The organism is Allobosea sp. 01N443, from assembly GCF_056399325.1.
The window spans coordinates 161314-186214 of the sequence record NZ_JBFTRC010000001.1 but is presented as its reverse complement, the minus strand read 5'-3'; the positions used below and the strand labels follow the sequence as shown (position 1 = coordinate 186214).

17 protein-coding genes are annotated in these 24901 nt (G+C 65.0%); 10 read left to right on the top strand and 7 right to left on the bottom strand.

The window, feature by feature from the left end:
• Positions 1–65 precede the first annotated feature (65 nt).
• Both groL and AC1DRP_RS00895 read right to left on the bottom strand, forming a co-directional pair.
• Positions 66–1688, bottom strand: a complete 1623-nt coding sequence (groL, locus tag AC1DRP_RS00900) for a chaperonin GroEL (RefSeq protein ID WP_476767567.1) — start codon at positions 1686–1688, stop codon at positions 66–68.
• Between the two features lie 220 nt (positions 1689–1908).
• Positions 1909–2403, bottom strand: coding sequence for a hypothetical protein (locus AC1DRP_RS00895; protein WP_441490641.1), 495 nt, complete (start codon positions 2401–2403; stop codon positions 1909–1911).
• A 378-nt stretch (positions 2404–2781) separates the two neighbouring features.
• Between AC1DRP_RS00895 and AC1DRP_RS00890 the strand changes: the two genes are divergently transcribed.
• From AC1DRP_RS00890 to AC1DRP_RS00870, 5 genes are all read left to right on the top strand, one after another.
• Entirely contained in the window at positions 2782–4251 is a 1470-nt protein-coding gene (locus tag AC1DRP_RS00890) for a M81 family metallopeptidase (protein WP_476767566.1), read from the top strand.
• A gap of 103 nt (positions 4252–4354) precedes the next feature.
• The gene (locus AC1DRP_RS00885; protein ID WP_441490639.1) at positions 4355–5956 is read left to right on the top strand and encodes an ABC transporter substrate-binding protein; all 1602 of its coding nucleotides are present in this window, start codon (positions 4355–4357) and stop codon (positions 5954–5956) included.
• 121 nt (positions 5957–6077) lie between these two features.
• Positions 6078–7019, top strand: coding sequence for an ABC transporter permease (locus tag AC1DRP_RS00880; RefSeq protein WP_441490638.1), 942 nt, complete (start codon positions 6078–6080; stop codon positions 7017–7019).
• A 12-nt stretch (positions 7020–7031) separates the two neighbouring features.
• On the top strand, positions 7032–7922 hold the full coding sequence (locus tag AC1DRP_RS00875; RefSeq protein ID WP_441490637.1) for an ABC transporter permease: 891 nt from the start codon (positions 7032–7034) through the stop codon (positions 7920–7922).
• Between the two features lie 106 nt (positions 7923–8028).
• Positions 8029–9048: a D-cysteine desulfhydrase family protein gene (locus AC1DRP_RS00870; RefSeq protein ID WP_476767565.1), complete on the top strand. Its 1020-nt coding sequence runs from the start codon at positions 8029–8031 to the stop codon at positions 9046–9048.
• Positions 9049–9078: 30 nt separating this feature from the next.
• Here the strand turns inward: AC1DRP_RS00870 and AC1DRP_RS00865 are convergent, their stop codons facing one another.
• Positions 9079–9969 (bottom strand): EamA family transporter, encoded by an 891-nt coding sequence (locus AC1DRP_RS00865; RefSeq protein WP_476767573.1) that lies wholly within the window; start codon positions 9967–9969, stop codon positions 9079–9081.
• Between the two features lie 57 nt (positions 9970–10026).
• On the opposite strand from AC1DRP_RS00865, the gene AC1DRP_RS00860 reads away from it, so the two are divergent.
• The 3 genes from AC1DRP_RS00860 to AC1DRP_RS00850 all read left to right on the top strand — a co-directional run bounded on the left by AC1DRP_RS00860 (position 10027) and on the right by AC1DRP_RS00850 (position 13306).
• On the top strand, positions 10027–10518 hold the full coding sequence (locus AC1DRP_RS00860; protein ID WP_441504906.1) for a MarR family winged helix-turn-helix transcriptional regulator: 492 nt from the start codon (positions 10027–10029) through the stop codon (positions 10516–10518).
• A gap of 174 nt (positions 10519–10692) precedes the next feature.
• Positions 10693–11838 carry an amidohydrolase gene (locus AC1DRP_RS00855; protein WP_476767564.1) on the top strand — a complete coding sequence of 382 codons (1146 nt, stop codon included), beginning with the start codon at positions 10693–10695 and terminating at the stop codon, positions 11836–11838.
• A gap of 211 nt (positions 11839–12049) precedes the next feature.
• Positions 12050–13306: an aminopeptidase gene (locus AC1DRP_RS00850; RefSeq protein WP_476767563.1), complete on the top strand. Its 1257-nt coding sequence runs from the start codon at positions 12050–12052 to the stop codon at positions 13304–13306.
• Positions 13307–13408: 102 nt separating this feature from the next.
• Here AC1DRP_RS00850 and AC1DRP_RS00845 read toward each other — a convergent pair whose 3' ends face one another.
• Positions 13409–15571 (bottom strand): methyl-accepting chemotaxis protein, encoded by a 2163-nt coding sequence (locus AC1DRP_RS00845; RefSeq protein ID WP_476767562.1) that lies wholly within the window; start codon positions 15569–15571, stop codon positions 13409–13411.
• Between the two features lie 417 nt (positions 15572–15988).
• Here AC1DRP_RS00845 and AC1DRP_RS00840 point away from each other — a divergent pair, with 417 nt between their 5' ends.
• Positions 15989–16198, top strand: coding sequence for a hypothetical protein (locus AC1DRP_RS00840; protein ID WP_476767561.1), 210 nt, complete (start codon positions 15989–15991; stop codon positions 16196–16198).
• A gap of 19 nt (positions 16199–16217) precedes the next feature.
• Here the strand turns inward: AC1DRP_RS00840 and AC1DRP_RS00835 are convergent, their stop codons facing one another.
• From AC1DRP_RS00835 to AC1DRP_RS00825, 3 genes are all read right to left on the bottom strand, one after another.
• Complete coding sequence (locus AC1DRP_RS00835; RefSeq protein WP_441490630.1) at positions 16218–17279, bottom strand: class I SAM-dependent methyltransferase; 1062 nt, start codon at positions 17277–17279, stop codon at positions 16218–16220.
• Between the two features lie 474 nt (positions 17280–17753).
• Positions 17754–20039 (bottom strand): NADP-dependent malic enzyme, encoded by a 2286-nt coding sequence (locus AC1DRP_RS00830; protein ID WP_441504911.1) that lies wholly within the window; start codon positions 20037–20039, stop codon positions 17754–17756.
• Between the two features lie 129 nt (positions 20040–20168).
• Positions 20169–22001, bottom strand: coding sequence for a methyl-accepting chemotaxis protein (locus AC1DRP_RS00825; protein ID WP_476767560.1), 1833 nt, complete (start codon positions 21999–22001; stop codon positions 20169–20171).
• A 103-nt stretch (positions 22002–22104) separates the two neighbouring features.
• Between AC1DRP_RS00825 and mutS the strand changes: the two genes are divergently transcribed.
• Positions 22105–24855 carry a DNA mismatch repair protein MutS gene (gene mutS / locus AC1DRP_RS00820; RefSeq protein ID WP_476767559.1) on the top strand — a complete coding sequence of 917 codons (2751 nt, stop codon included), beginning with the start codon at positions 22105–22107 and terminating at the stop codon, positions 24853–24855.
• Positions 24856–24901 lie beyond the last annotated feature (46 nt).

Genomic DNA, 24901 nt, shown 5'->3' with positions numbered 1-24901 from the left:
CCCCCAATGATCCAGCCGGATCTCCTTCGCAAGCGACACCCGATCGAGTCCGCCCGTATCAATCATCAGAAATCCATGCCGCCCGGCATCGCCTGCGGCGCTTCCTTCTTCGGCTGCTCGGCAATGATCGCCTCGGTCATGATCAGCAGCGAGGCGATCGACGCCGCATCCTGAAGGGCGGTCCGCACCACCTTGGCCGGATCGATCACCCCATTCGCCACAAGATCCTGATACTCCCCTGTCGCGGCATTGTAGCCCTGGTTGTAGTCATCCTTCTCGATCAGCTTGCCGACGATGACCGCACCGTCGGCGCCGGCGTTTTCGACGATCTGTCGGGCCGGAGCCTGCAGCGCGCGGCGCACGATCTCGACGCCGGTTCTCTGGTCGGCATTGGCGGGCTTGACGGCGGCAAGGGCCTTCATCGCCCTCAGCAGCGCCACGCCGCCCCCCGGCAGGATGCCTTCCTCGACCGCCGCGCGGGTCGCGTGCATGGCATCGTCGACACGATCCTTCTTCTCCTTGACCTCGATCTCGGTCGCGCCGCCGACGCGGATGACCGCAACGCCACCGGCGAGCTTGGCCAGACGCTCCTGGAGCTTCTCACGATCGTAGTCCGAGCTGGTCTCCTCGATCTGCGCCTTGATCTGTGCCACGCGAGCGCCGATCTCCTTCTTCCTGCCGGCACCGTCAACGATTGTGGTGCTTTCCTTCTCGATCATGACTTTCTTGGCGCTGCCGAGCATTTGGAGCGTGACGGTCTCGAGCTTGATGCCGAGATCATCGGAAATGGCGGTTCCGCCAGTGAGGATCGCAATATCCTCCAGCATGGCCTTGCGGCGATCGCCGAAGCCCGGAGCCTTGACGGCCGCGACCTTGAGGCCACCCCGCAGCTTGTTGACCACGAGCGTGGCGAGAGCCTCCCCTTCCACGTCCTCGGCGATGATCAGCAGCGGCCTGCCGGTTTGCACCACCGCCTCGAGCAGCGGCAACATGGCCTGGAGCGAGGAGAGTTTCTTCTCGTGGATCAGGATATAGGCGTCTTCGAGCTCGGCCCGCATCTTCTCCGCATCTGTGATGAAATAGGGTGAAATATAGCCACGATCGAACCGCATGCCCTCGACCACATCGAGCTCGATCTCGAGCGATTTTGCCTCCTCGACCGTGATGACACCCTCGTTGCCGACCTTCTTCATGGCCGCGGCGATCATCGCCCCGATCTTGGTGTCGCCATTGGCCGAGATGGTGCCGATCTGAGCGATCTCGCTATTGGCCGTGACCGTCTTGGCCCTCTTCTTGAAATCTGCCACCGCAGCCTCGACCGCCATGTCGATGCCGCGCTTCAGATCCATCGGGTTCATGCCAGCGGCGACGGCCTTGGCTCCCTCACGGACGATGGCGTGGGCCAATACAGTTGCCGTCGTGGTGCCGTCGCCGGCGGCGTCATGCTGTTTTGAAGCGACCTCGCGCACCATCCTTGCGCCCATGTTCTCGAACTTGTCGGCAAGTTCGATCTCCCTGGCGACGGCGACGCCATCCTTGGTGATGCGGGGCGCACCGAATGACTTCTCGATCACGACGTTGCGCCCCTTGGGACCAAGCGTGACCTTGACGGCGTTGGCCAGGATTTCGACACCGCGCAGCATCCTCTCGCGGGCATCGGACGAGAACTTCAACTCCTTGGCGGCCATGATCCGGGTCCTCCTCCAGGGGATTTCAACGGTCAGCAGCAGATATGGTCAGGCGGGTTCCTCTCGATCGGGCTGATTATATCGCTCTCCGCGGGGATCAGCAGCACTTCTCGCTCGAACGCGATGCGGGGCGCATCGTGAGAGCGAGCTCGCGAAGCAGCAACGGGTTACGCCGCCCTGCGAGCGGCCGCCTGCCGTGCAATGATCCATGCGCCGCGGATCAATTCGCAGGGTCGCGCTCGGCGATGGTTCGTGGGCCGGGGTCTGGCTCGAACTTGCGACCGCCCGCCGCCGCCTCGACCCTCTGCTGGGTGGACCTGGATACAAGGCGAGACTTCCCGAGGGCAGTAAAATCGCTGGCACTGTGGTTTTGACTGGCGCGCCCCTCAAAGACCAGAACGTCCGAACGCGTAACGACGATATCGCCGCGGCGCAGGGTCGGGTCGTCCAGGTACCAATAGTGATCGGTGGCCGGATCGAGTTTTACGACTGGAGGCGTCGGCCTGGATACGACGGCTTTCCGCTGATGCGAACGACGCGTCGGCCGAACGGTCACATCGAGCGGTTCAGGCCCAGTCGGGTAAACCTGCGGAGGCGGTCTCCCGAACACGGCTCGGGCCAGTTCATCGAAGAACCCGGCAGAGTGAGCGGGTGTCACAAGAACAAAGGTGCTCAGGCCAATGCTGAGCAGCCCGCCAATTCGAGTACTGTTCATGGGGCAAATCCTCGCGACCCGTCTTGCTGGCTAACGCCGCCGACGGCCGGCGGTTCCAACGCGGTGTGGCCCGAAGTCGTCCAAAGCGCAGGCGGGCCGACGGCCACAGCGGCCCGCAGCGACATGATGGGCGGTATCCGGGGGCCCAAGCTTCACGCGGCCGGCGGGATTCTCCTACACCCCTGATGACCGGGAAAAGTGGATTTGCGCGGATAGGATGTAGAATGACGAATGCCCCCATTGCCGTCGTCAATGGCCATTGACCTCAGCTCCGGGATTGCGAGCATCACAAAGCAGGATTTCTTGCTGCGACGCAGCTTGACAGGCGCATTGCTGACGTCGGAGCTTGCCTCCGCACGAAACGGGAAGGCTCTGATTATGCGTCTGTTCGCCGCGTCGCTTGCTACCGAGACGAATACGTTTTCGCCTATCCCGACATCCCGCGCGAATTTCGAGGCATCGGCCTATTTTCCCGCAGGTCAGCATCCCGACCGGGCGACGCATTGCACCGCGCCACTTTACGTGGCGCGCCAGCGGGCAGAGCGAGACGGTTTCACGCTGATCGAAGGTTCCTGCTTCTGGGCCGAGCCCTCGGGAACCTGTGCCCAGGCCGATTACGAGGAGATGMGGGACGAGATCCTCGGCCAACTCAACGCCGCAATGCCGGTCGACGGCGTCCTGCTCGGGCTGCACGGGGCCATGGTCGCGCATGGCTATGACGATTGCGAGGGCGACATTCTGGAACATGTCMGCGCCATCGTCGGCCCGAAGGTGCCGATCGGTGTCGAGCTCGATCCGCATTGCCACCTGACCGAAAAGCGCGTGCGGCTGGCGGACGCCATCATCCTCTACAAGGAATACCCGCATATCGACTTCGTCGAGCGGGCCGAGGAATTGGTCGACATCATCCTTGCGACGATCCGTGGCACGATCAAGCCGGTGATGTCGCTCTATGACTGCCGGATGATCGAGCTGGTGCCGACCACCCGCGAGCCCGGGCGCTCCTTCGTCGACCGGATGAGCGMACTCGAGGGCAAGGACGCCGTGCTTTCGGTCTCGCTCGCTCACGGTTTCCAGCAAGGCGACGTGCCGGAGATCGGCACGCGGGTCCTGGTCGTCACCGACAATGCCAAGGCCGCCGGAGATGCGCTCGCCGCGCGGCTCGGCGAGGAGTTCCGCTCCCTGAAAGGGCAATTCGCTCCGCCGGTGGTCCCGCTCGACGAAGCGCTCGACCGGGCTCTCGGCAGTTCTGCTAACGGCCCGAGCGTGATTGCAGATTCGACCGACAATGCCGGAGGGGGGGCGGCGTCCGACAATACCAACATCATCCACCGCCTGCGCGAACGGGGTATTCGCGATGCGGCGATCGGTCCGGTCTGGGACCCTGTCGCCGTCGAATTCTGCCTGACCGCCGGTGTCGGCGCCACCATCCCGCTGCGCTTCGGCGGCAAGGCCGCCTCGACCTCGGGCAAGCCGGTCGACGGCGACGTCACCGTGCTCGGAGCCATCCGCAACGGCACCCAGAGCTTCGGCACAGCCAAGGTCCCGATCGGCAATGCCGTCGGCATCCGCATCGACGGCATCGACGTCGCGCTCTTATCGCATCGCACGCAGGCGCTGGGGCTCGAGATTTTTACCAGCGTCGGCATCGACCCGACGCAGAAGCGCATCGTCAGCGTCAAGTCGACCAACCATTTCCATGCCGCCTATGGGCCGATCGCCAGTGCGGTGATCTACACCGACGGCGGCGGCCCCTCGCATCTCGACGTGCGCAAATACCCCTATCGCAAGATCGCCCGGCCGCTCTGGCCCCACGACCCGCTGCCGCCCGGCCGCATCGTCGTCTGAGCCTGGCCACGTGGATGGAGACTTGACCGTGATTTGATCACCGAGGGTGGCCAGACGAAGCGAATGCTCGCGGTCATTCAGCATCTCTTGGAGGGAGAGAGACATGACGACCACACGCCGCAGATTCGTCCAGGGCAGTCTCGCCGCTGGAGCACTGACCGCCGCGCCTGCCCGCCTGAGGGCCCAGACCACCCCACCCGTCTCACGCACCGTCCGCGCCGTGCTGCATGGCGATCTTCGCGTCTTCGACCCGGTCTGGACGACCGCGAACATGACCTCCTACCATGCTGCCATGGTCTACGACACGCTGTTTGGGGTCGACGACAAATTCGACGCCAAGCCGCAGATGGTCTCGAAATGGAGCCTTTCGGACGATCGCAAGACCTATAATTTCGAACTCCGTGACGGCTTGCGCTTCACCGACGGCACGCCGGTGACGGCGCGCGACTGCGTCGCCTCGATCCGGCGCTGGGGCGCGCGCGACGGCGGCGGCCAGCACATGATGGCTCGCCTCGCCGATACGCCGATCAAGGACGACAAGACCTTCCAGATCGTGATGAAGGAACCCTACAGCCTGGCTGTCGATTGGCTCGCCAAGGCGGCGACCAATGCCTGCTACATCATGCGCGAGAAGGAAGCGCAGACCGACCCGATGCAGCAGATCCAGACGATCATCGGCTCAGGCCCGTTCGTCATGAACCAAGACGCCGTCGTCCAGGGCCAGCGCTACGTCTACGACAAGAACCCGAACTATGTGCCGCGTTCGGAGCCGGCCGTCTTCACCTCCGGCGGCAAGGTCGTGAATGTCGACCGCGTCGTCTACGAGAACATCGCGGACGAGGCGACGGCGATCGCTGCCATCCGCGCCGGCGAGATCGACATGATCGAGTACCCGAATGTCGATCTGCTGTCCTCGCTGGAGGGCGAGAAAGAGATCAAGCTCGAGGTCCTGAACAAACAGGGCCAGCTCGGCTGGGCTCGCGTCAACTGGCTCCACCCGCCGTTCAACAACGTCAAGGCCCGCCAGGCGATGCTCTACCTGATTCACCCGACCGAGGTGATGAAGGCGACCTTCGGCGACGAGAAATACTTCAAGGGCTGCTCTTCGCTGTTCGGCATGGGCACGCCGATGGAGAACGACGCCAATATCGACTGGTTCAAGGGCGGCCAGAACATCGAGAAGGCCAAGCAGCTCGTCAAGGAATCCGGCTATGACGGCCGCCCCGTCGTCGTGCTGCACGCTACCAACATCGCCTATATGAACAATGCCGCGAACCTGATCGCGCAGTGGATGCGCCAGGCTGGCTTCAACGTGTCGCTGCAGGCCTCGGACTGGGGCGCGGTCATCACGCGGCGTGCCGTCAAGAGCCCCCCGGACCAGGGCGGCTGGAACGTCTTCTTCACCTCGGGTTCGGTCAATGCCTTCGGCAATCCCGTGGCGCTCAGCGGCCATGCCGCCAATGGCGAGAAGGGCTGGTTCGGCTGGCCGACCGACGAGAAGCACGAAGCCTTCCGCGACAAATGGGCGGCCGCCTCGAATGATGCCGAACGCCGGCAGATCGCGCGCGACATGCAGCAGAACGCGTGGGATTTCGTGCCGCACATGTATTACGGGCAATGGTTCCAGCCCGCGGCCCTGCGCAATCTCACCGGGCTGATCGGCATGCCGGAGCTGATCCCGTTCTGGAATGTCAAGAAGGGGTAGCCGCCTCCGCCGGCCGGGCTCCGCCCCGGCCGGCGTCGGACCATTCCGGCGGGCTGGTGGACGGCGCAGCCGGCGCGCGGCGCGACCGGCCTGCTTAGGCTGAAGGAGGACGATCGACCCCATGCTCAGTTACATCGCCCAACGGCTGGCCCAAACCCTGCTGGTGATGACGCTCGTCGGTATCTTCGTCTTCCTGTTGCTGCATTTCTCGGCCGGCGATCCAGCCGCGATCATCGCCGGCGATTACGCGACGCCCCAGCAGATCGTCGCCATCCGTCAGCGGCTCGGGCTCGACGATCCGCTGCTGGTACAATTCTGGCGTTGGGCCGCACGCGTGCTGAGCGGAGATCTCGGGGTTTCGATCTTTTCGAACACGCCAGTCAGCAGGCTGATCCTCCAACGACTGGAGCCGACGCTTTCGCTCGCGCTGCTGACCATGCTCTTCGCCGTCAGCATCGCGGTCAGCCTCGGTGTGATCGCGGCCTGGAGGGTCGGAAGCCTGGTTGACCGTGCCCTGATGGGCTTCTCCGTGCTCGGATTCTCAATGCCGGCCTTCGTCGTGGGCTACGGCCTGATCTACATCTTCGCTATCGAGCTGCGCTGGCTTCCCGTCCAGGGCTACAAGCCGCTCGCCGATGGCGTGGGGCCGTGGCTGCTCCACCTAATCCTGCCGACCGTCACGCTCGGCCTCGCCTATATCGCGCTGATCGCGCGCATGACGCGCGCTTCGATGCTGGAGGTGCTCGAGGAAGACTATATCCGGACGGCAAAGGCCAAAGGTGTCACGACGAAGACGATGCTGATGAAGCATGCGCTCAAGAACGCCGGCGTACCGATCATCACGGTGATCGGCATAGGCGTCGCGCTTCTCATCGGCGGCGTCGTCATCACGGAGACTGTGTTCAACATACCCGGCATCGGACGGCTCGTTGTCGATGCCATCTCGAAGCGTGACTATCCGATCATCCAGGGCGTGATCCTGCTGTTCTCCGGCATCTATGTCCTGGTCAATCTGCTCGTCGATCTCTCCTATTCGCTGATCGATCCCCGGATCCGGTACTGAGAGAGCGAAGCGATGAGCGTGATCACGGCCCATACCGCCCCTTCCACCCTCAGCCCTGCGCCGCGCAGTCTCGGCGCCCGGTTCAGGCGCTTCGCCCGGCGCAACCCGACGATGCTGCTGGGCGGCGCCATCCTGATCTTCTTCGTCGCGATCGCGATCTTCGCGCCACTGCTCGCCGGCGACCCGATGCTGAAGGCGCCAACACGCCGGCTGCTGCCGCCATCCGCGCAGTTCTGGTTCGGCACCGACCATCTCGGCCAGGATGTCTTCGCCCGCACCGTCTACGGAGCACGCGTCTCACTGATCGTCGGCCTCACCGTCGCGACGATCTCGATCAGCGCCGGGCTTCTTATCGGCCTGATGGCCGGCTATTACCGCTGGATCGAGACCCCGGTCATGCGCCTGATGGACGGGCTGATGGCGATTCCAGCGATCCTGCTTGCGATCGCGCTGGTCGCCCTCAACCAGGGCAGCATCGGAATCGTCATTGCCGCCATCGCCATTCCGGAACTGCCTCGCGTGGTCAGGCTCGTGCGCTCGATCGTGCTCAGTGTCCGCGAGCTGCCTTTCGTTGAGGCGGTGATCGCCTGTGGGGCGCGGACGCCGCGGATTCTGGTGCTTCACATCATGCCGAGCACCATCGCGCCCCTGATCGTGCAGGCGACCTATATCTGCGCGTCGGCAATCCTGGTGGAAGCGTCGCTGTCATTCCTCGGCGCCGGCGTGCCGCCGGAAACGCCGAGCTGGGGCAACATGATCGCCTCCAGCAGACTCTACCTGGCGCGCGCGCCCTGGACGATCTTTTGTCCGGCGATCGCGCTGGCGCTGGTGGTGCTCGCGGTCAACCTGCTCGGCGACGGGCTGCGCGACAAGCTCGATCCGCGAATTTCGAGGAGGATGTGACAGCCAGGCGCATGGCTGTCCCGCCCTGGCGCGGCTGCCTTTTTCCAACCCGCCGCTATGGTGGGCCGCAGCGCCACTGCGCCGGTCTCGGTGAGGAACAATCGACATGAACAAGCCCTGGTCATTGGCTGAGCGGAGCCGGGCTCCGCTTTCGATCCTGCCGACCCCCTTCGAGGAACTGCCCCGGCTGTCGCGGGAACTCGGGCGCCATGGCCCCGCTCCCTCGATCTGGATCAAGCGGGACGACTGCACGGGCCTTGCCGGCGGCGGCAACAAGGCGCGCAAGCTCGAATATCTCGTCGGCGAAGCGCTGCAGCAGGGGGCCGATACGCTGGTCACGCTCGGGGCCATCCAGTCCAATCATGCGCGGCAGACGGCTGCGGCCGCCGCCAGGAACGGCCTCGGCTGCGTTCTGCTCCTGACCGACAAGATCAGCGGACGCAGCGCGAGCTACCGGGCCAACGGCAATATCCTGCTCGACCGATTGCTCGGCGCCGATATTCGCATCCTGACCGCCGAGCAGGACGCCATGGAGGCGCTCGAACAGAACCTGGCTGCGCTGCGTGCGCAGGGCCGACGGCCCTATTTCATCCCGATCGGCGGCTCCAATGCACTGGGCGGCCTCGCCTATCATGATGCGCTGGTCGAACTCGACGGGCAGGCCAAGGCCGCAGGCCGACAGATCGACCATATCGTGCTGGCGACCGGCAGCGGTGGCACTCATGCCGGCATCGTTGCAGGTGTGCAGACGTTGGGCCTCGCTTGCGCCGTCCACGGCATCAGCGTCTCGCGGCAGGCCGAAGAGGCCCGCGGTATCGTCGCCGGCCTTGCGCGCGACACGCTCGCGCTTGCTGGGAGCCAGAGCGTCGCCGATGTCTCGATCACGATCGACGCAACGCAGATCGGGCCCGGCTACGGCCAGCCGACGACGGCGATGCTCGAAGCCGTGACCAGTGTCGCGCGCCTCGAGGGCATCCTTCTGGATCCCGTCTATACCGGCAAGGCTATGGCCGGGCTGTTTTCGCTGGTGCGGCGTGGCGCGTTCAGGCCCGACGAGACAGTGGTGTTCTGGCACACCGGCGGCCATCAGGGACTGTTCGCCTACGAAGAGCTGTTTCAGGGATAACCGACGACACGCGCGAGGAGGCGTGCCCCGTCACGCCTCCCGGGGTTTCGCCACCGTGGGAGCGCTGGCCGGCACAGTCTGCTGAGCGCGCTGGCTCAGCCAGAYGCTGCCGAGGACGATCGCCATGCCGGCGATCTGGGCAGGGCTGAGCGATTGGCCGAGCACCGACCAGCCGAGCATGACAGCCGTCACCGGGCTGAGAAAGCCGAGCGGCGAGACCGTCGAGGGACCCAGCCGGGCAATGCCGCGAAACCAGAGGATATAGGTCAGGGCAGCGCCGATCAGCCCGAGATAGGCAAGGCCGAGGATGTTCGTGCCGGTCAGCGTCGGCGGTGCGGGTTCGAGCCAGAGGACCACTGGCAGCAGCAGGGCTCCTCCCGCGGTCAGCTGCCAGGCGGTGAAGGTCAGTGGCGAGACCGGCGGCTGCCAGCGCCGGCTCAGGACCGTGCCCGCCGCCATCGACAGCGCACTGGCGAGACCAGCGGCGATGCCGAGCGGATCGAGCGCAGCCTGCGGCGTCAGAATCAGCAGCGCGACACCTGCCATGCCGGCGATGGCCGCGACGATGGCGAGCGGGCGGATGGCGAAACCGAGCAGCAGACGCGCGAGGAGCAGGACGACGAGCGGCTGGATCGCCCCTACGGTCGCCGCGACACCGCCCGGCAGCCGATAGGCTGCGATGAACAGCATCCACCAGAACAGCGAGAAATTGAGCGCGCCGAGGAGGAGAACCCGTCCCCACCAGATTCCCTGCGGCAATTGCCGGACGGCGAGCAGCAGCAGGAGGCCAGCCGGGAGCGCACGCAGCATCGACACGGTCAGTGGGTAGCCCTGCGGCAGGAACTCCGTCGTCACCAGATAGGTGCTGCCCCAGATAGCTGGGGCGATCGCGGTCAGCAGCAAGTCGGCATTGCGGGCCATGATGGCGGTCTCGCTCATTATCTTGACGTCAAGATATTTGGTCGCAACGATGGCGGCATGGACCATGTCGACGGAATTCTCGCGCAGTGGAACCGGGAAAGACCGGACCTCGATGTCACGCCGATGGGGTTGTTCGGCCGCATGAAGCGGCTCTCGCAGCATCTCGGCCGTGAGATGGAGAAGACCTTCACCGAGCATGGCCTCAACAGCGCAAGTTTCGACGTGCTGGCGACACTGCGGCGCTCCGGCCCTCCCTATAGACTGTCGCCGGGAGATCTGCTGGCGACGATGATGATCACCTCGGGCACGCTGACGAACCGCATCGACCAGCTCGAGAAGACGGGCCTCGTCGAGCGCACCCATAACCCCGAAGATCGCCGCAGTTTCATCATTTCACTGACCGAGCGTGGATTTGCGACAATCGAGGCTGCTGTCACAGCACATGTCGCAACCCAGGCGCAGCTGAGTTCCATTCTCTCCGCGGATGAGAACGCGGCCCTCAACGCACTGCTGGGCAAGTACCTGGCGGGTTTCGAAGGCAGCCGGTGAGGCCTTGCGTCGGGGGGCTGCCTCCGCAGTAAACTCGGCTTGTGGGCCAGGAATGAGCACAGCGCGCCCCCCGCAGGCAAGAATGGCGCTTGCCGGCCCACGCAAGTTGATAATTCTCTGGCCATACGAAGCCGGCATCAGGTCTGGTTCAGCCGGCGCTCAGGGGATAGCGGAATGTTTCTCACCAACTCCGACATGGTCGAGCTTGTCGCCTGGCGGCAGCAGTTGCACCGCTCTCCCGAGATATCGGGCGAGGAGCAGGAGACGGCGAAGGCAGTGGTTGCCTTCCTTGCCCCGAGCGAGCCGGACCGTATCGTGACCGGGCTCGGCGGCCACGGCGTCGCGGCTATTTATGAAGGGCGCGAGCCGGGGCCGACAGTGATGGTTCGCTGCGAACTCGACGCCCTGCCGATCGAGGAAATCTCCGAGAGCCCCCATCGCTCCCAGGTGCCGGGCAAATCCCATGCCTGCGGCCATGACGGGCACATGACCATGGTCGCTGCGCTCTCACGCGGGCTCGGCCGCCAACGGCCGCAGCGCGGCCGCGCGGTGCTGCTGTTCCAGCCGGCAGAGGAGAACGGCGCAGGTGCCGCCGCCGTCATCGCCGATCCGAAATTCGCAGAAATCGCGCCGGATTACGCATTCTCGCTGCACAATAAACCCGGCCTGCCATTGGGCTACATCACGCTCTCCGAAGGTCCGGCAAACTGCGCCTCGCGCGGACTGCAGATCGTGCTGACTGGCAAGACCTCGCATGCCTCCATGCCGGAACACGGCATCTCCCCGGTTGCGGCGGTAGCCCGGCTGATGCCGGCATTGACGGCGCTCGGCCCCGGCGGTCCACTCGACGCGGCCTATGCGCTCGTCACCGTGACCCACGCTGCAATCGGCGAAGCTGCCTTTGGCATCGCACCCGGCCGGGCCGAAATTTGGGCGACGCTGCGCACGCTGAACGATGCGCAAATGGGCGCGCTTTGCACACGGGCCGAAGCGCTGGTGCGCGAAGCGGCTGAAGCATCGGGTCTTGGCATCGAGCTGAGCTATCACGACGTCTTCCATCACTGCGAAAACGATGCCGAGGCGGTGGCGCTCCTGCGCAAGGCCTTCGATGACGAGAAGCTGCGGCACGGTGAGGGCTCGCCCTCGCGCGGCTCCGAGGATTTCGGCCTGTTCGGCCGCCAGGCGAAATCGGCGATGTTCATCCTAGGCTCGGGCGAAAACTCGCCGCAGCTGCACAACCCGGATTTCGATTTTCCCGATGCCCTGATCGAGCCCGGTTCGCGCGCCTTCATGCGCACGCTGCGCAATTTGCTCGGCTAGATCCTCGGACCCGATATCGTATCCGATCCGAGGATCCAGCCTCTGCATTTGCATCGGCTTTCCCGAAAACCGCAATCCACTTTTCGGGCCGATGCCTTAGCCCATTGCACCTGACCAAGTGGGCGATGTTCTTGTTGCCAAACCGCAAAGACGCCCTGATCGGCTGCATGATGCCGATCAGGGATTTGCCAAGCATGAGAGGCCGTATTCCATGACCACGCATCAGCCGAATATCCTGGCATCGATCGATCCGGCCAAGCTCGACAGGCTCGCCGAAGTCGCCGTCAAGGTCGGCCTGAATCTCGAGGCCGGGCAGGATCTGTTCCTGACCGCGCCGGTCGCCGCCCTGCCACTGGTCCGGCGGATCGCCGAGCACGCCTACAAGGCCGGTGCCGGGCTCGTGACGCCGATGCTGGCGGATGAGGAGGTAACGCTCTCACGCTATCGCCATGCCCCGGATGCGAGCTTCGACCGGGCGCCGGGCTGGCTCTATGAAGGCGTCGGCAAGGCCTTTGCCGCCAACACCGCACGCCTCGCCATCGTTGGCGACAACCCGATGCTGCTCTCAGGCCAGGATCCGGCAAAGGTCGCGCGGGCCAACAAGGCCAATTCGATCGCCTATCAGCCCGCTCTCGAGAAAATCGCCGGCTTCGATATCAACTGGAACATCCTGGCCTATCCGACCGCGTCCTGGGCCCGCCAGGTCTTCCCGGACGAGGCAGAGGACATCGCCGTCGCCAAGCTGGCCGAGGCGATTTTCGCCGCCTCACGGGTTGACCGTGCCGACCCCATTTCGGCCTGGGTTGCGCATAATGCGACGCTCCGCAGCCGGACGCAGTGGCTGAACGGGCAGAACTTCCATTCGCTGCACTTTTCAGGGCCGGGCACGGACCTGACGATCGGGCTTGCCGACGGCCATGAGTGGCAGGGCGGCGCCTCGACTGCCAAGAACGGCGTGACCTGCAATGCCAACATCCCGACCGAAGAGGTCTTCACCACGCCGCATGCAAGGAGGGTCTCCGGCCATGTCGTCAGTACCAAGCCGCTCTCGCATCAGGGCACGCTGATCGATGGCATTTCGGTGCGCTTTGAAGAAGGGCGTATCGTCGAGGCCAGGGCCACGCGTGGTGAGGAGGTGCTGAACAAGGTTCTCGACACCGATGAGGGTGCGCGTCGCCTCGGCGAAGTGGCGTTGGTGCCGCATTCCTCGCCGATCTCGCAGAGTGGCATCCTGTTCTACAATACGCTCTTCGACGAGAACGCCTCCTGCCATATCGCGCTCGGCCAGTGCTATTCGAAATGTTTCGTCGATGGCGCCAGGCTCACGCCCGAGCAGATCGCGGCGCAAGGCGGCAACAAGAGCTTCATCCATATCGACTGGATGATCGGCTCGAACCAGGTCGATATCGACGGTGTACATGCCGATGGCAGCCGCGTCGCAGTCTTCCGCCAGGGCGAATGGGCCTGAGCAGCCTCGCACAGGCCACGTCTCTCCGCTGATACGAAAAGGCCACCGGGCGAACCCGGTGGCCTTTTCATTTGATGTGCATCGTGCGCTTAGGCGGCAGGCTCAGAACTCTTCCCAGCCCGCATCGGACGCGCGGCCGTTCACGACCTTCTTGGCCGGCATGACGGGGCGCTTCGGCGCAGCCTTGGTCTGCGCGAAGGCCGCCTCGGCAAGCTGGCGCAGGCGCTCGGGCTCGGGGCCTCCTGCATCGATCGCCTCGACATCGGAGGCGCGCAACGCGGGCGGCGCGTAGGACGCTGCCCTGGTCGCAAGGCGCGCGGGGCGGGGCGCCATCTGGGTGACGGCAGCGGTCGCGATCGGGGCAGCCATCGGCCGTCCCTGCTCCGGCCCGGTCCGGAAGGCCGCAACGAGGTCGTTGAGTTGGCCGATCCGCGACGTCAGCGACGCAGCGKAGGCAGCACTCTGCTCGGCCAAAGCCGCGTTCTGCTGGGTCATTTCATCGAGATGCGCGACAGCCTGGCTCATCTCGTCGATGCCATTGGCCTGTTCGCCGGACGCGGTCGAGATCTCAGCGATGGTGGCGGCGACCTTCTGCGACGCATCGAGGATTTCGGTCAGGGCCGCACCGGCCTGACGCACGAGTTCGACGCCCTCGGTGACCTCTGCATTCGAGGAGGAGATCAGCCCCGAGATGTCCTTGGCGGCGGCGCCTGAGCGCTGCGCCAGGGTACGCACTTCCGACGCAACGACCGCAAACCCCTTGCCGGCATCTCCGGCTCGCGCCGCCTCGACCGCCGCGTTGAGCGCGAGCAGATTGGTCTGGAAGGCAATATCGTCGATCACGCGGATAATGTCGGAGATCTTCTTCGAAGCGCTTTCGATGCGCGCCATGGCCTCGACGGCCCTGCCGGCAATCTCGCCGCCCGACTGCGCAGCTCGCATCGCGTCCTCCGCGATCGTCGCGGCCTGTTTCGAAGACTGGGCCGAAGCCTTGACCGAAGCAGCAAGCTCCTCGGTCGTCGCGGCGGTCTCCTCGAGCGAGGACGCCTGCTCCTCGGTGCGCTTCGACAGGTCGTCGGCGCCTGTGTTGATCTCGCGGGACGCCAGACCGACATCGCCGGCGGTCACCTGGATTGTGCGCACGGTCGAGGACAGGCGATCGACGGTCTCGTTGATCGCGCCCTTCAGATCGGCGAAGCGACCGCGATAAGTGGTATCGACCCGGTTCGTCAGGTCACCGGAGGCAACAGCCTGCAACACCTTCGCGAACTCGGTCGTGGCAGAATCAACCACCGCGTTGATCTCGTTGATGCCGCTGATCAGCTTCTGCATCTGTTCGTCAGCGCCATCGATGGCGAGCCGCGCCGAGAAGTCACCGGACGCAGCAGCCGCAACGACCTCGCCGACATCCGACACGACCGAGGCCATCGACTCGGCCTGACGCAGGCGACGCTCCGCACTTGCGCGCTCCTCCGCCTGCAGTGCGGCGACTTGCTCGGTGCTTTCACGCAACACCGAGACGGCGCGGGCCATGGTGCCGATCTCGTCCTGACGGGCGACATGCGGCACATCGACCTTGGTATCGCCGGCGGTCAGGCGCTCCATGACAGCACTGAGGGCGAGGATTGGCGAGGTGATCGAGCGCTGCGCGAAGATCAATGCTGCACCGAGCGCACCCACCAGGGTCACGAGCAGCACCAGCGGCAGAACCAGCCTGGCCTGCGTCGTGAAGGCCGCCGCCTCGTCGCCGAGCGCGTTTCCGGCATCCTCGTTGCGCTTGCCGAATGCGACCAGGAGATCGTTCACGGCCTTCCGGTTCGCCCGGTTCAGATCGGTATTGCCCTGCGCATTGGCCGCAGCGGCCGAAACCTGCCGCCCGATACGAACGGTTTCAGTCCGATAGGTGATAAAATCCGCGACCGCCTTCTCGATCTGAGAAACACGTTCCTGTTCGCTCGCCGGGGAAAGCGCCTTCAGCCGTTCGACGAGCTGCCGCATCTGCGGGAAGCGATCTTCCATCCCCTTGCCGTATTGCTCGATCTCCTGCGCGTTCTTGGCCATGTAGATGCCGCGCGACTCCATCACGACACCCGTTACGTGCCCGTTGAGCCGCTCCGTCAGCAAGGCGATGTCGCCCTGGTTGCTTGCGCGTTCGTTCAGACTATCCGCCTTCGAGAGTGCATAGAAACTCAGCACTGCCGAAATGAGCGCGGCCGCTGCAACAATGAGCAGCATGGTCAGGATCTTGATACGGATGGACTTCATCGAACTGCGCCCCGACGCATTATATTTTTTGTTATCAACGCGACACGCTCGCGCGTGGTTGCGGCCAAGAAGAAGGAGCCCTTGCAGGCAAGGGCTGGCGGACAGGCTGCACGGCAGAGCCGTGCATTTCCCATCAAATCACCAAAATCTGTAAAGAACGCTTTAAGCAGAGTGCGCGGGATCATTTCCCGGGGAGCATTTCGGCGCGACTGCGGCCTCATCGACTAGTCCAGCGCGGGGCCTGGATACTTCAGCATCCTTGCAAATAGTTCAACAATGATTGAACTGTGTAGAGCGAGCGCGGCCACGGATTTCGGGCAGGACGCTGTTCCCGTCACATTCCRCTTCGGCGTTAACGTCTTACTGACCCTGCGGAACGAAACTGACGGCACGATTCGCCGTCAGTTAGAGTTCCCAATGGGCCAGATCCTCCAGTTCCGCTTACCCGTACAGCCGCTCACCATGCCGGAACCGCTGGACATCGACCTTCTGACGGCCGTCGACGTCGCGCTGCGCGACCTTGCCGAGATCACCCAGTACATCACCCTCCCCTCGGCACGGGACCAGGCGGAAGCCTGCCGCTTGATGCTGCAGGATGCCTATGACGCGGCGACGGCCACCGGCTGAAACGCCGGCGGGGGCTCTCTCAGGCCCGAACCTCGAAGACCATGTTGAACGGGGTCTCGGTCGCACGCCGGAAATGCGAGAATCCGGCATCGAGCACAACCTTGCGAAGGCGCATCTCGCCGGCCTGGGCGCCAAGCCCGAGGCCCACCTCCTGAGACAGGGAGGCCGGCGTGCAGATCAAAGTCGAGGCGCCATAATAGATCCGGCCTACCGGATTGAGATTGTCCTTCAGGCTATCATGCGCAAAGGGCTCGACGATCATCCAGGTGCCGTTCGGGCCCAAGGTCTCCTTGACGTGCCTGCCTGCACCGACGGGATCGCCCATGTCGTGCAGGCAGTCGAACATGGCGACGAGATCCCAGGACCGACCTGGAAAGTCCTTCGCGCTGGCCTGTGCGAAGGACACGCGTTCGGCGACACCGGCTTCCTCCGCCGCGACGCGCGCGCGTTCTATCGAGGGCCCGTGATAGTCGAAGCCCGTAAAGGTGGACTTGGGATAGGCCAAGGCCATCAGAATGGTCGAAGCGCCATGGCCGCAGCCGACATCGGCAACGACGGCGCCCTCCTCCAGGCGCTCCTGCACGCCGTCCAGTGCCGGGAGCCAGTCTGCCACAAGGTGGCTGTTGTACCCGGGCCGGAAGAAGCGCTCGGTGCCGCGAAACAGGCAGTTGCTGTGCTCATGCCAGCCTAAGCCCTTGCCGGTCCGGAACGCTTCCGCAACCTTGGGTTCATCGATCCACATCGACTGGACGATTTCGAAGGCGCCCGCGAAAAAGGCGGGACTGTCGTCCTCGGCGAAGACCATCGCCTGTTCCGCGGTCAGGCTGAAGCGGTCTTTGCCCTCGTCATAGGTCACATAGCCGGCGGCCGCCTGCGCTGACAGCCACTCCCGCAAATAGCGTTCCTTCAAGCCGGTCCTTTGCGCGAGCATCTGCGGGCTGACGGGCTCTCCATCCGCCATCGCCTTGAAGAGCCCAAGTCTGTCCCCGAGCACAACAAGCGCGCCCGAAACGGAGGCGCCGACATCGCCCACGAGATTGCCGATCAGGGCGTCAAGTTTTTGCATATCGGGTTCACGCATCACGTCCTCCCGGTCGAGCGAACTCATCCGGCATCGACGGACGAGTCCCGTTCCAAGTTGGGTTGAGCAGAAGAAGGCCCGAGAGCGCAGATTCTGCGCTATCCGTGGCAATTTCAGGACTGGCCCAGCCTTCGAACTGCGCCGGCGCCCGGCTCGAACCCGATCTGGAACAGTGAGTTGCCCCACCGAGAAACCTGCGATGGAGCCATGCCGCACGGCAACAAATCCGCCTGCACCGACAAGCAAAGGCGCGAGGCCAGGCGCACGAATGAGAGCGGCGGCGGCAACAAGACCTGTTCGGGCCGGAGCATACCGATTGCGAGCGGCCGCACCAAAGGCCGGACCCCGAACGCTCGGCCCCGGCCAGGAGGACGGCCGAGACCCGCAGGAAGAAGGCGTCCCGAACTCCTGGCCGTCATCGCCAAGAGGCCGCGACGCAATCCAGCACCGGGGGCGCTGGATTGCCGAGCGCGCTTAGCCGCCGATATTGAAGGCTGCCAGCGCCGCCATGTTAACGATGTCGGAATCCTTGGCGCCGAGCGGCACGATCTGCACCGGCTTGTCGAGACCGACGATCAGCGGACCGATCACGGTCGAGCCTCCGAGTTCCTGCAGCATCTTGGTCGAGATCGACGCCGAGTGGAACGCCGGCATGACAAGCACATTGGCCGGCGCGGTCAGGCGACAGAACGGGTACTGGCTCATCACGTCGCGATTGAGCGCGACATCGGCCGCCATCTCGCCGTCATATTCGAAATCGACGCGCTGCCCATCGAGGATCTTGACCGCCTCGCGCACCTTCTCGGAGCGCTCGCCCGCCGGATGGCCGAAGGTCGAAAAAGCGAGCATTGCAACCTTCGGCTCATAGCCGAGACGCCGCGCCACACCTGCTGCCTCGATGGCGATTTCAGACAGTTCCCGCGCCGAAGGCATCTCCGTGATCGCCGTGTCGGCGACAAGCACCGTGCGGCCGCGAGAGATCACGACGGAGACGCCGATCAGCCGGTGCCCCGGCTTGTCGTCGATGACACGCCGGACCTCCTCCAGGGCGATCGAGTAGTTGCGGGTGACGCCCGTCACCATCGCGTCGGCATCGCCGAGCGCCACCATCGCAGCAGCGAAATGGTTGCGATCCTGGTTGATCAGGCGCTGGCAGTCGCGGAACAGGTAGCCATGCCGCTGCAGGCGCTCATAGACATACTGGGCATAGGCGGTGTTTCGATGCGAGAGCCGCGCGTTCTGGATCTCGATGCCCTTGGCTTCAAGGTCGACACCGAGGAAGGTCGCGGTTTCGCTGATCCGGTCCTCGCGGCCGACCAGAATGGCGTGGCCCAGTCCTTGATTGACGAAGGAGGTCGCGGCGCGAATGACCTGCTCCTCCTCGCCCTCGGCGAAGACGACGCGCTTGGGGTAGCGGCGAACCCGCTCAAAGATGCGGTTCAGCGTGCCCGCGACCGGATCGCGCCGCGCCGAGAGCTGCGCCTTGTAGGCGCCGGTATCGACAATCGGTTTGCCGGCAACGCCTGTTTCCATCGCGGCCTTGGCGACAGCCATCGGCACGACATGGATCAGACGCGGATCGAACGGGACCGGGATGATATAGTCCTTGCCGTAGCGCGGGCGCGCACCCTGGTAGGCGGCTGCCACCTCGTCCGGCACATCCTCGCGTGCGAGCGAGGCAAGAGCCTCGGCAGCGGCGATCTTCATCTCCATGTTGATCGTGGTGGCGCGGACATCGAGTGCGCCACGGAAGATGAAGGGAAAGCCGAGGACGTTGTTGACCTGGTTCGGATAATCCGAGCGACCCGTCGCCATGATGGCGTCGTCACGCACTGCTGCGACCTCTTCCGGCGTGATCTCCGGGTCGGGATTGGCCATGGCGAAGATGATCGGGTTCGGAGCCATGGAGCGAACCATGTCCGACGTCACCGCACCCTTCTGGCTGAGGCCGAAGAAGGCGTCGGCGCCCTCCATCGCCTGGGCGAGCGTGCGCCGGTCGGTGATGGCTGCATGCGCCGACTTCCACTGGTTCATGCCCTCCGTGCGGCCCTGATAGATCACGCCCTTGGTGTCGCAGAGGATGACGTTGTCGGGCTTGAAGCCCATCGCCTTGAGCAACTCGGTGCAGGCGATGGCGGCAGCGCCCGCGCCATTGACGACGAGCCTGGTCGTCTTGACGTCGCGGCCAGTCAGATCGAGCGCATTGATCAGGCCGGCGGCGGCGATGATCGCAGTGCCGTGCTGGTCGTCATGAAAGACCGGAATATCCATCAATTCGCGCAGGCGCTCTTCGATGATGAAGCATTCCGGCGCCTTGATGTCCTCGAGATTGATGCCGCCGAAAGACGGTCCGAGATAGCGCACCGCATTGATGAAGGCGTCGGCGTCTTCGGTGTCGACCTCGAGATCGATCGAGTCGACATCGGCGAAGCGCTTGAACAGCACCGCCTTGCCTTCCATCACCGGCTTGGAGGCAAGCGCGCCAAGATTGCCGAGACCGAGGATCGCCGTTCCGTTGGTGATCACCGCCACGAGATTCGAACGGGTGGTGTAGTCATAGGCCCGCGACGGATCTTCCGCGATCGCCAGCACCGGCACCGCAACGCCCGGCGAATAGGCCAGCGAGAGGTCTCGCTGGGTCGCCATCGGCTTGGTCGGCACGATCTCGAGCTTGCCCGGCCGCCCCTGCGAGTGGAACAGCAACGCCTCCTGATCGGTGAAGGTCGGGCGGGCGCGTTTGGTCGGCGGGCTATCGTTCATGCGACTGTTCTTTTTGTGAGCGTTTCCTGAAGGGTACCGACATTAGGTCAGCCGGCAGCCGCTCCACAAGGCGCGATTGCGGATCAGGGCTGATGACGATGACGCAAGAATGAAGGGCGGTCGCCGACTTCAGAGCCTGCCCCGAACGCTGCGGACGAAATCACCGACATAGCGATCGAGCGCAACCGTCTGCTCGCTGACCTGGCGCGCAGCCTCCACCACCTGAATGGCGCTCTCGCCGGTCATCCGGGCCTCGCCGCCGACGCTGCCGACACTCTCACTGACCGCATTGGTGCTGCCGGCGACAAGCACCGCGTCCGAGGCGATGCCGGAGACGATCCCGGCCTGCCGACCGACGACCTCGGCAATGGCGCTGGAGGTCTGCTCGATCGCGCTCATCGTGCCTTCGATCCGCGCGATCGCATCTGAAGCGGTGGAGGCGGCAGAGCGGATATCCTGCAGCGTGTCGGCGATGTCGCGCGTCGCCTTCTGCGTCTGCTCCGCAAGGTTCTTCACCTCCCCGGCAACGACGGCAAACCCGCGCCCTGCCGCCCCGGCACGCGCCGCCTCGATCGTGGCATTGAGCGCGAGCAGATTGGTCCGGGAGGCGATGTCCTCGATGAAGGCGAGCACGGAGCTGACCTTGTCGGCAGCCTCGGTGAGACCGGAAACATCGCGGCGCGTGGAGCGGACATAGCTTGCCGCCTCGCGCGCGGTGTCGTCGGCGTGCAAGGTCTGGCGCGTCAGCTCGCGGATCGAGGCATCGATCTCCTCGGCGGCGACCKCGACGCTGCCGACGCGCTGGGAGGCATTCTCGGCCTGGTGCGTCACATCGACGGCGCGCAGTGCCGTGCTATTGGCGTTCTCAGCCATCTGGCTCGCAGCCTGGTGCATATCGCGCACCGAAGCGCCAACCTGCCGCAAGGCCTGCCCCACGGTGACCTCGAGGTCACCGGCAAGTTCGGTCAAGGCTGCCTTGCGTTGTTCCTCCAGGGTCTGCTGGCGCGCTTCCAGAGTCTTCTCGTCGGTAATGTCGAGCAGGATGCCGTCCCAGACCACAGAGCCATCCGCCATCTTGCGCCGCGTCGATTCGCTGCGCAGCCAGACGATCGATCCGCCCGCGCCGCGGTAGCGCGCCTCAAAACGCCAGAGCGTGGCGGCCCCTTCCGGCGCCGCCCGCAGCTGCTCGAACCGCTCCCGGTCCTCGGGCAGCATCCTGCCGAGCCAGATCTCCGGGTCGCGCTCGACCTCTTCCCTGGCAATGCCAAGCGACTTGTCTATGGAGAAGGAGGCGAACCGATAGCTCGTCCCACCCGCGGGATGAAGGATGCGTTGATAGAGCGTGCCCGGCGCCCGCTGGATCAATGTCCGTAGCCTGTAGGAATTCTCGCGCCGCTCACGATCATTATTGATGACGAGGCCAACGAGCATCGTGCCCGCAGCACTGACGGCAATCATGGCCGGCACGGCCTCGCGGAGAAACCGCTCGGCGACAACCCAGCTCGGCATGAAGACCGCCGAGGCGAGCAGGCAACCGGCCCCGACCAGGCTCAGCGCCGCAAGATCGCGGAACGCCAGCGGGCGCCTGCGCCGACCCAGCCAGGCGGCGTAGGCGACACCGGCAAGGGCGTGCAGCACGATTCCCGCAACCCCGGTCTGCATACCGGCCCCGCCATTGGCGTAACGCATGGCGGCAAGCGAAACAGCAGTGACAGCGGCGGCCAGGGGCCCTCCAACCGGCCCGGCCAGAATGGCGAAGACATTGCGGGAATCAATGGCGATGCCGGGCTGGAGCACAAAGGGATGCGCCATGCTGAGTAGGCCGCCGATCGAAAACAGGACTCCGACACAGCATTGGCGCAGCCAGGGCCGCCCCTCGATCAACGGGGCCGCAATGGTCAGGATCAACGCCGCAAGCAGCAGGAACGAAAGGCTTTCGACGAGACTGATCAGAAGCAGCATGAACGGGCCTTGGGCCGGAATGATGAAATGACCGTGCTTTCAATTGTTGAAAGTCTCGCTAACGGATGGCGGCGCGCGTGGTTTTTGATAGCGTCCGCCAGCCATGCGCCGCGACATTCCAGAATCCCCGAGCCTTACCGAAGCAGCGAGTTCAGTCCCGAAGGCTGCGGCCGCGGTCGACGCCGGCCGCGTCACGCCGATGATGGCGCAATATGTCGAGATCAAAGCGGCCAATCCCGATTGCCTGCTGTTCTACCGGATGGGCGATTTCTACGAGCTGTTCTTCCGGGACGCCGAGATCGCCTCGCGCACGCTCGGCATCGTGCTGACCAAGCGCGGCAAGCATCTCGGCGAGGACATCCCGATGTGCGGTGTGCCGGTCGACCGCGCCGATGACTATCTCCAGCGCCTGATCGCCGCCGGACACCGTGTCGCCGTCTGCGAGCAGACCGAAGACCCCGCTGAAGCCAAGAAGCGCGGCGGCAAATCCGTGGTCCAGCGTGACGTCGTGCGACTGGTGACGCCCGGCACCATCACCGAAGAGCGATTGCTGGAACCCGGCCGCGCCAGCCTTCTGGTCGCGGTTGCACGCCGCAAGCTCAGCGATTCGAGCGCGCTCTACGGCCTCGCGTCGGTCGACATCTCGACAGGACGTTTCTCGGTCATGGAGGCCCCGCCGGAGCGGCTCGCCGTCGAGTTCGCCCGGCTTGAGCCGCGCGAGATCGTTTGCCCGGAGGCGATCCACGACGACCCCGAGCTGAAGGAATTCTGGCGCGAACTCACAGTGCCGGTGACCCCACTGGCTCGCGAGGGCCTCGATGCGGCTTCGGCCGAGCGCCGACTCAAGGAGTTCTTCGGCGTAGCCACTCTGGATGCCTTCGGCGCCTTCAGCCGCGCCGAGATTGCAGCCGCAGGCGCAGCGCTGGCCTATGTCGAGCGGACCCAGTTCGGCGCGCGCCCACCCCTGTCGCCACCCGTACGCGATTCCGGCAGCGCGACCATGCTGATCGACGCTGCGACACGCGCCAATCTCGAGCTGACGCGCACGCTTTCGGGCGAGCGAACCGGCAGCCTTCTCTCCAGCATCGACCGGACGGTGACCCCCGGCGGAGCGCGGCTGCTGGCGGAGCGTCTTGCCGGGCCGTTGACCGAGCCGGCGGCGATCGCCATGCGGCACGACGCCGTCGAGGCGCTGCTGAACGATGCGCCCCTGCGCGAGACCCTGCGCGGAGAGCTCGACCACGTGCCGGATATCGCCCGCGCCCTCGCCCGGCTCTCGCTCGATCGCGGCGGTCCGCGCGACCTGGCGGCGCTGGGCGCAGGCCTGAGTGCGGCACGGGCGATCGCGCAGTCGCTCGCCGACCAAGACACTCTGCCGGAAGCCCTGACCCAGGCCGCCCGAACGCTGGCCGCAACCGACCCGGCCCTGCCCGCCCGGTTGACCGAGGCGCTGGCCGACGATCTGCCGCTCAACCGCCGCGACGGACGCTTCGTGCGCGACGGCTATGACCCGGCCCTCGACGAACTCAGGCTGCTCCAGGTCGATTCGCGAAAGGTCATTGCCCAGCTCCAGGCGCGCTATGCGGCCGAAACCGGCTGCCGCACCCTGCGGATCAAGCATAATTCCATGCTCGGCTATTTCGTCGAGGTGCCGCAGGCCGCCGGCGAGGACTTCCTGAGGGAGCCCTGGCGCGCCACCTTCGTCCACCGTCAGACCATGTCGGACGCGATGCGCTTCTCCTCGGTCGAGCTCGGCGAGCTCGAATCGAAGATCGCCTCAGCCGCCGACCGCGCGCTGAAGCTCGAACTCTCGGTCTTCGCCTCGCTCAATGCCGCCGTTCTCGACGAAGCCGAGCCCGTGAAGGCGGCGGCGCTCGCTCTCGCCGAGATCGATGTTGCCGCAGCCCTTGCGGCACTCGCGGCCAACGAAAACTGGACGAGGCCCCTCGTCGATGACGGCGCCGATTTCACCATCAAGGGGGGGCGCCACCCGGTTGTCGAAGCCGCACTGAAGCGCGACGGAAAACCCTTCGTCGCCAATGACAGCGAGCTCTCGGCTCTTGGCGGAGCCGGCACCGGCGGACGCATCTGCCTCATCACCGGCCCGAACATGGCGGGTAAATCGACTTTCCTGCGGCAGAACGCACTGATCGCCGTGCTGGCGCAGATGGGCTCCTATGTGCCCGCCGCCAGCGCCCATATCGGCATTGTCGACCGGCTGTTCTCACGCGTCGGCGCCGCCGACGATCTCGCCAGGGGGCGCTCGACCTTCATGGTCGAAATGGTCGAGACCGCCGCGATCCTGAATCAGGCCGGGCCGCGCGCGCTCGTCATTCTCGACGAGATCGGCCGCGGCACGGCGACCTTCGACGGCCTGTCGATCGCCTGGGCCGCCATCGAGAACCTGCACGAGATCAATCGCTGCCGGTCGTTGTTCGCGACTCATTATCACGAGCTGACAGCGCTTGGAGACCGGCTGGCCCGCGTCACCAATGCCACTGTGCGCGTGACAGAGTGGAATGGCGAGGTCGTCTTCCTGCACGAGGTCGTGCCCGGCGCTGCCGATCGCTCCTATGGCATCCAGGTCGCCAAGCTTGCCGGCCTGCCGCCGGCCGTGGTCGAGCGGGCCCGCGCCATTCTCGGAGAGCTGGAGAAGACGGAGCGCGAGAAGCCTGTCGCCTCGCTCGTCGATGATCTGCCGCTCTTTGCGGCGCCGGCCCGGCCTCCTGCACCAGTTGCGGCGGCCGAACCTGGCCCGGACGTATTGCGCGAAGCGCTCGCCGCGCTCGATCTCGACGAGATGACGCCACGCGCTGCGCTTGACGCACTCTATCGGCTGAAAGCGCTGGATTAAAGCATCAGCCCGAAAAGTGGATTGCGATTTTCGGTAAAACCGATGC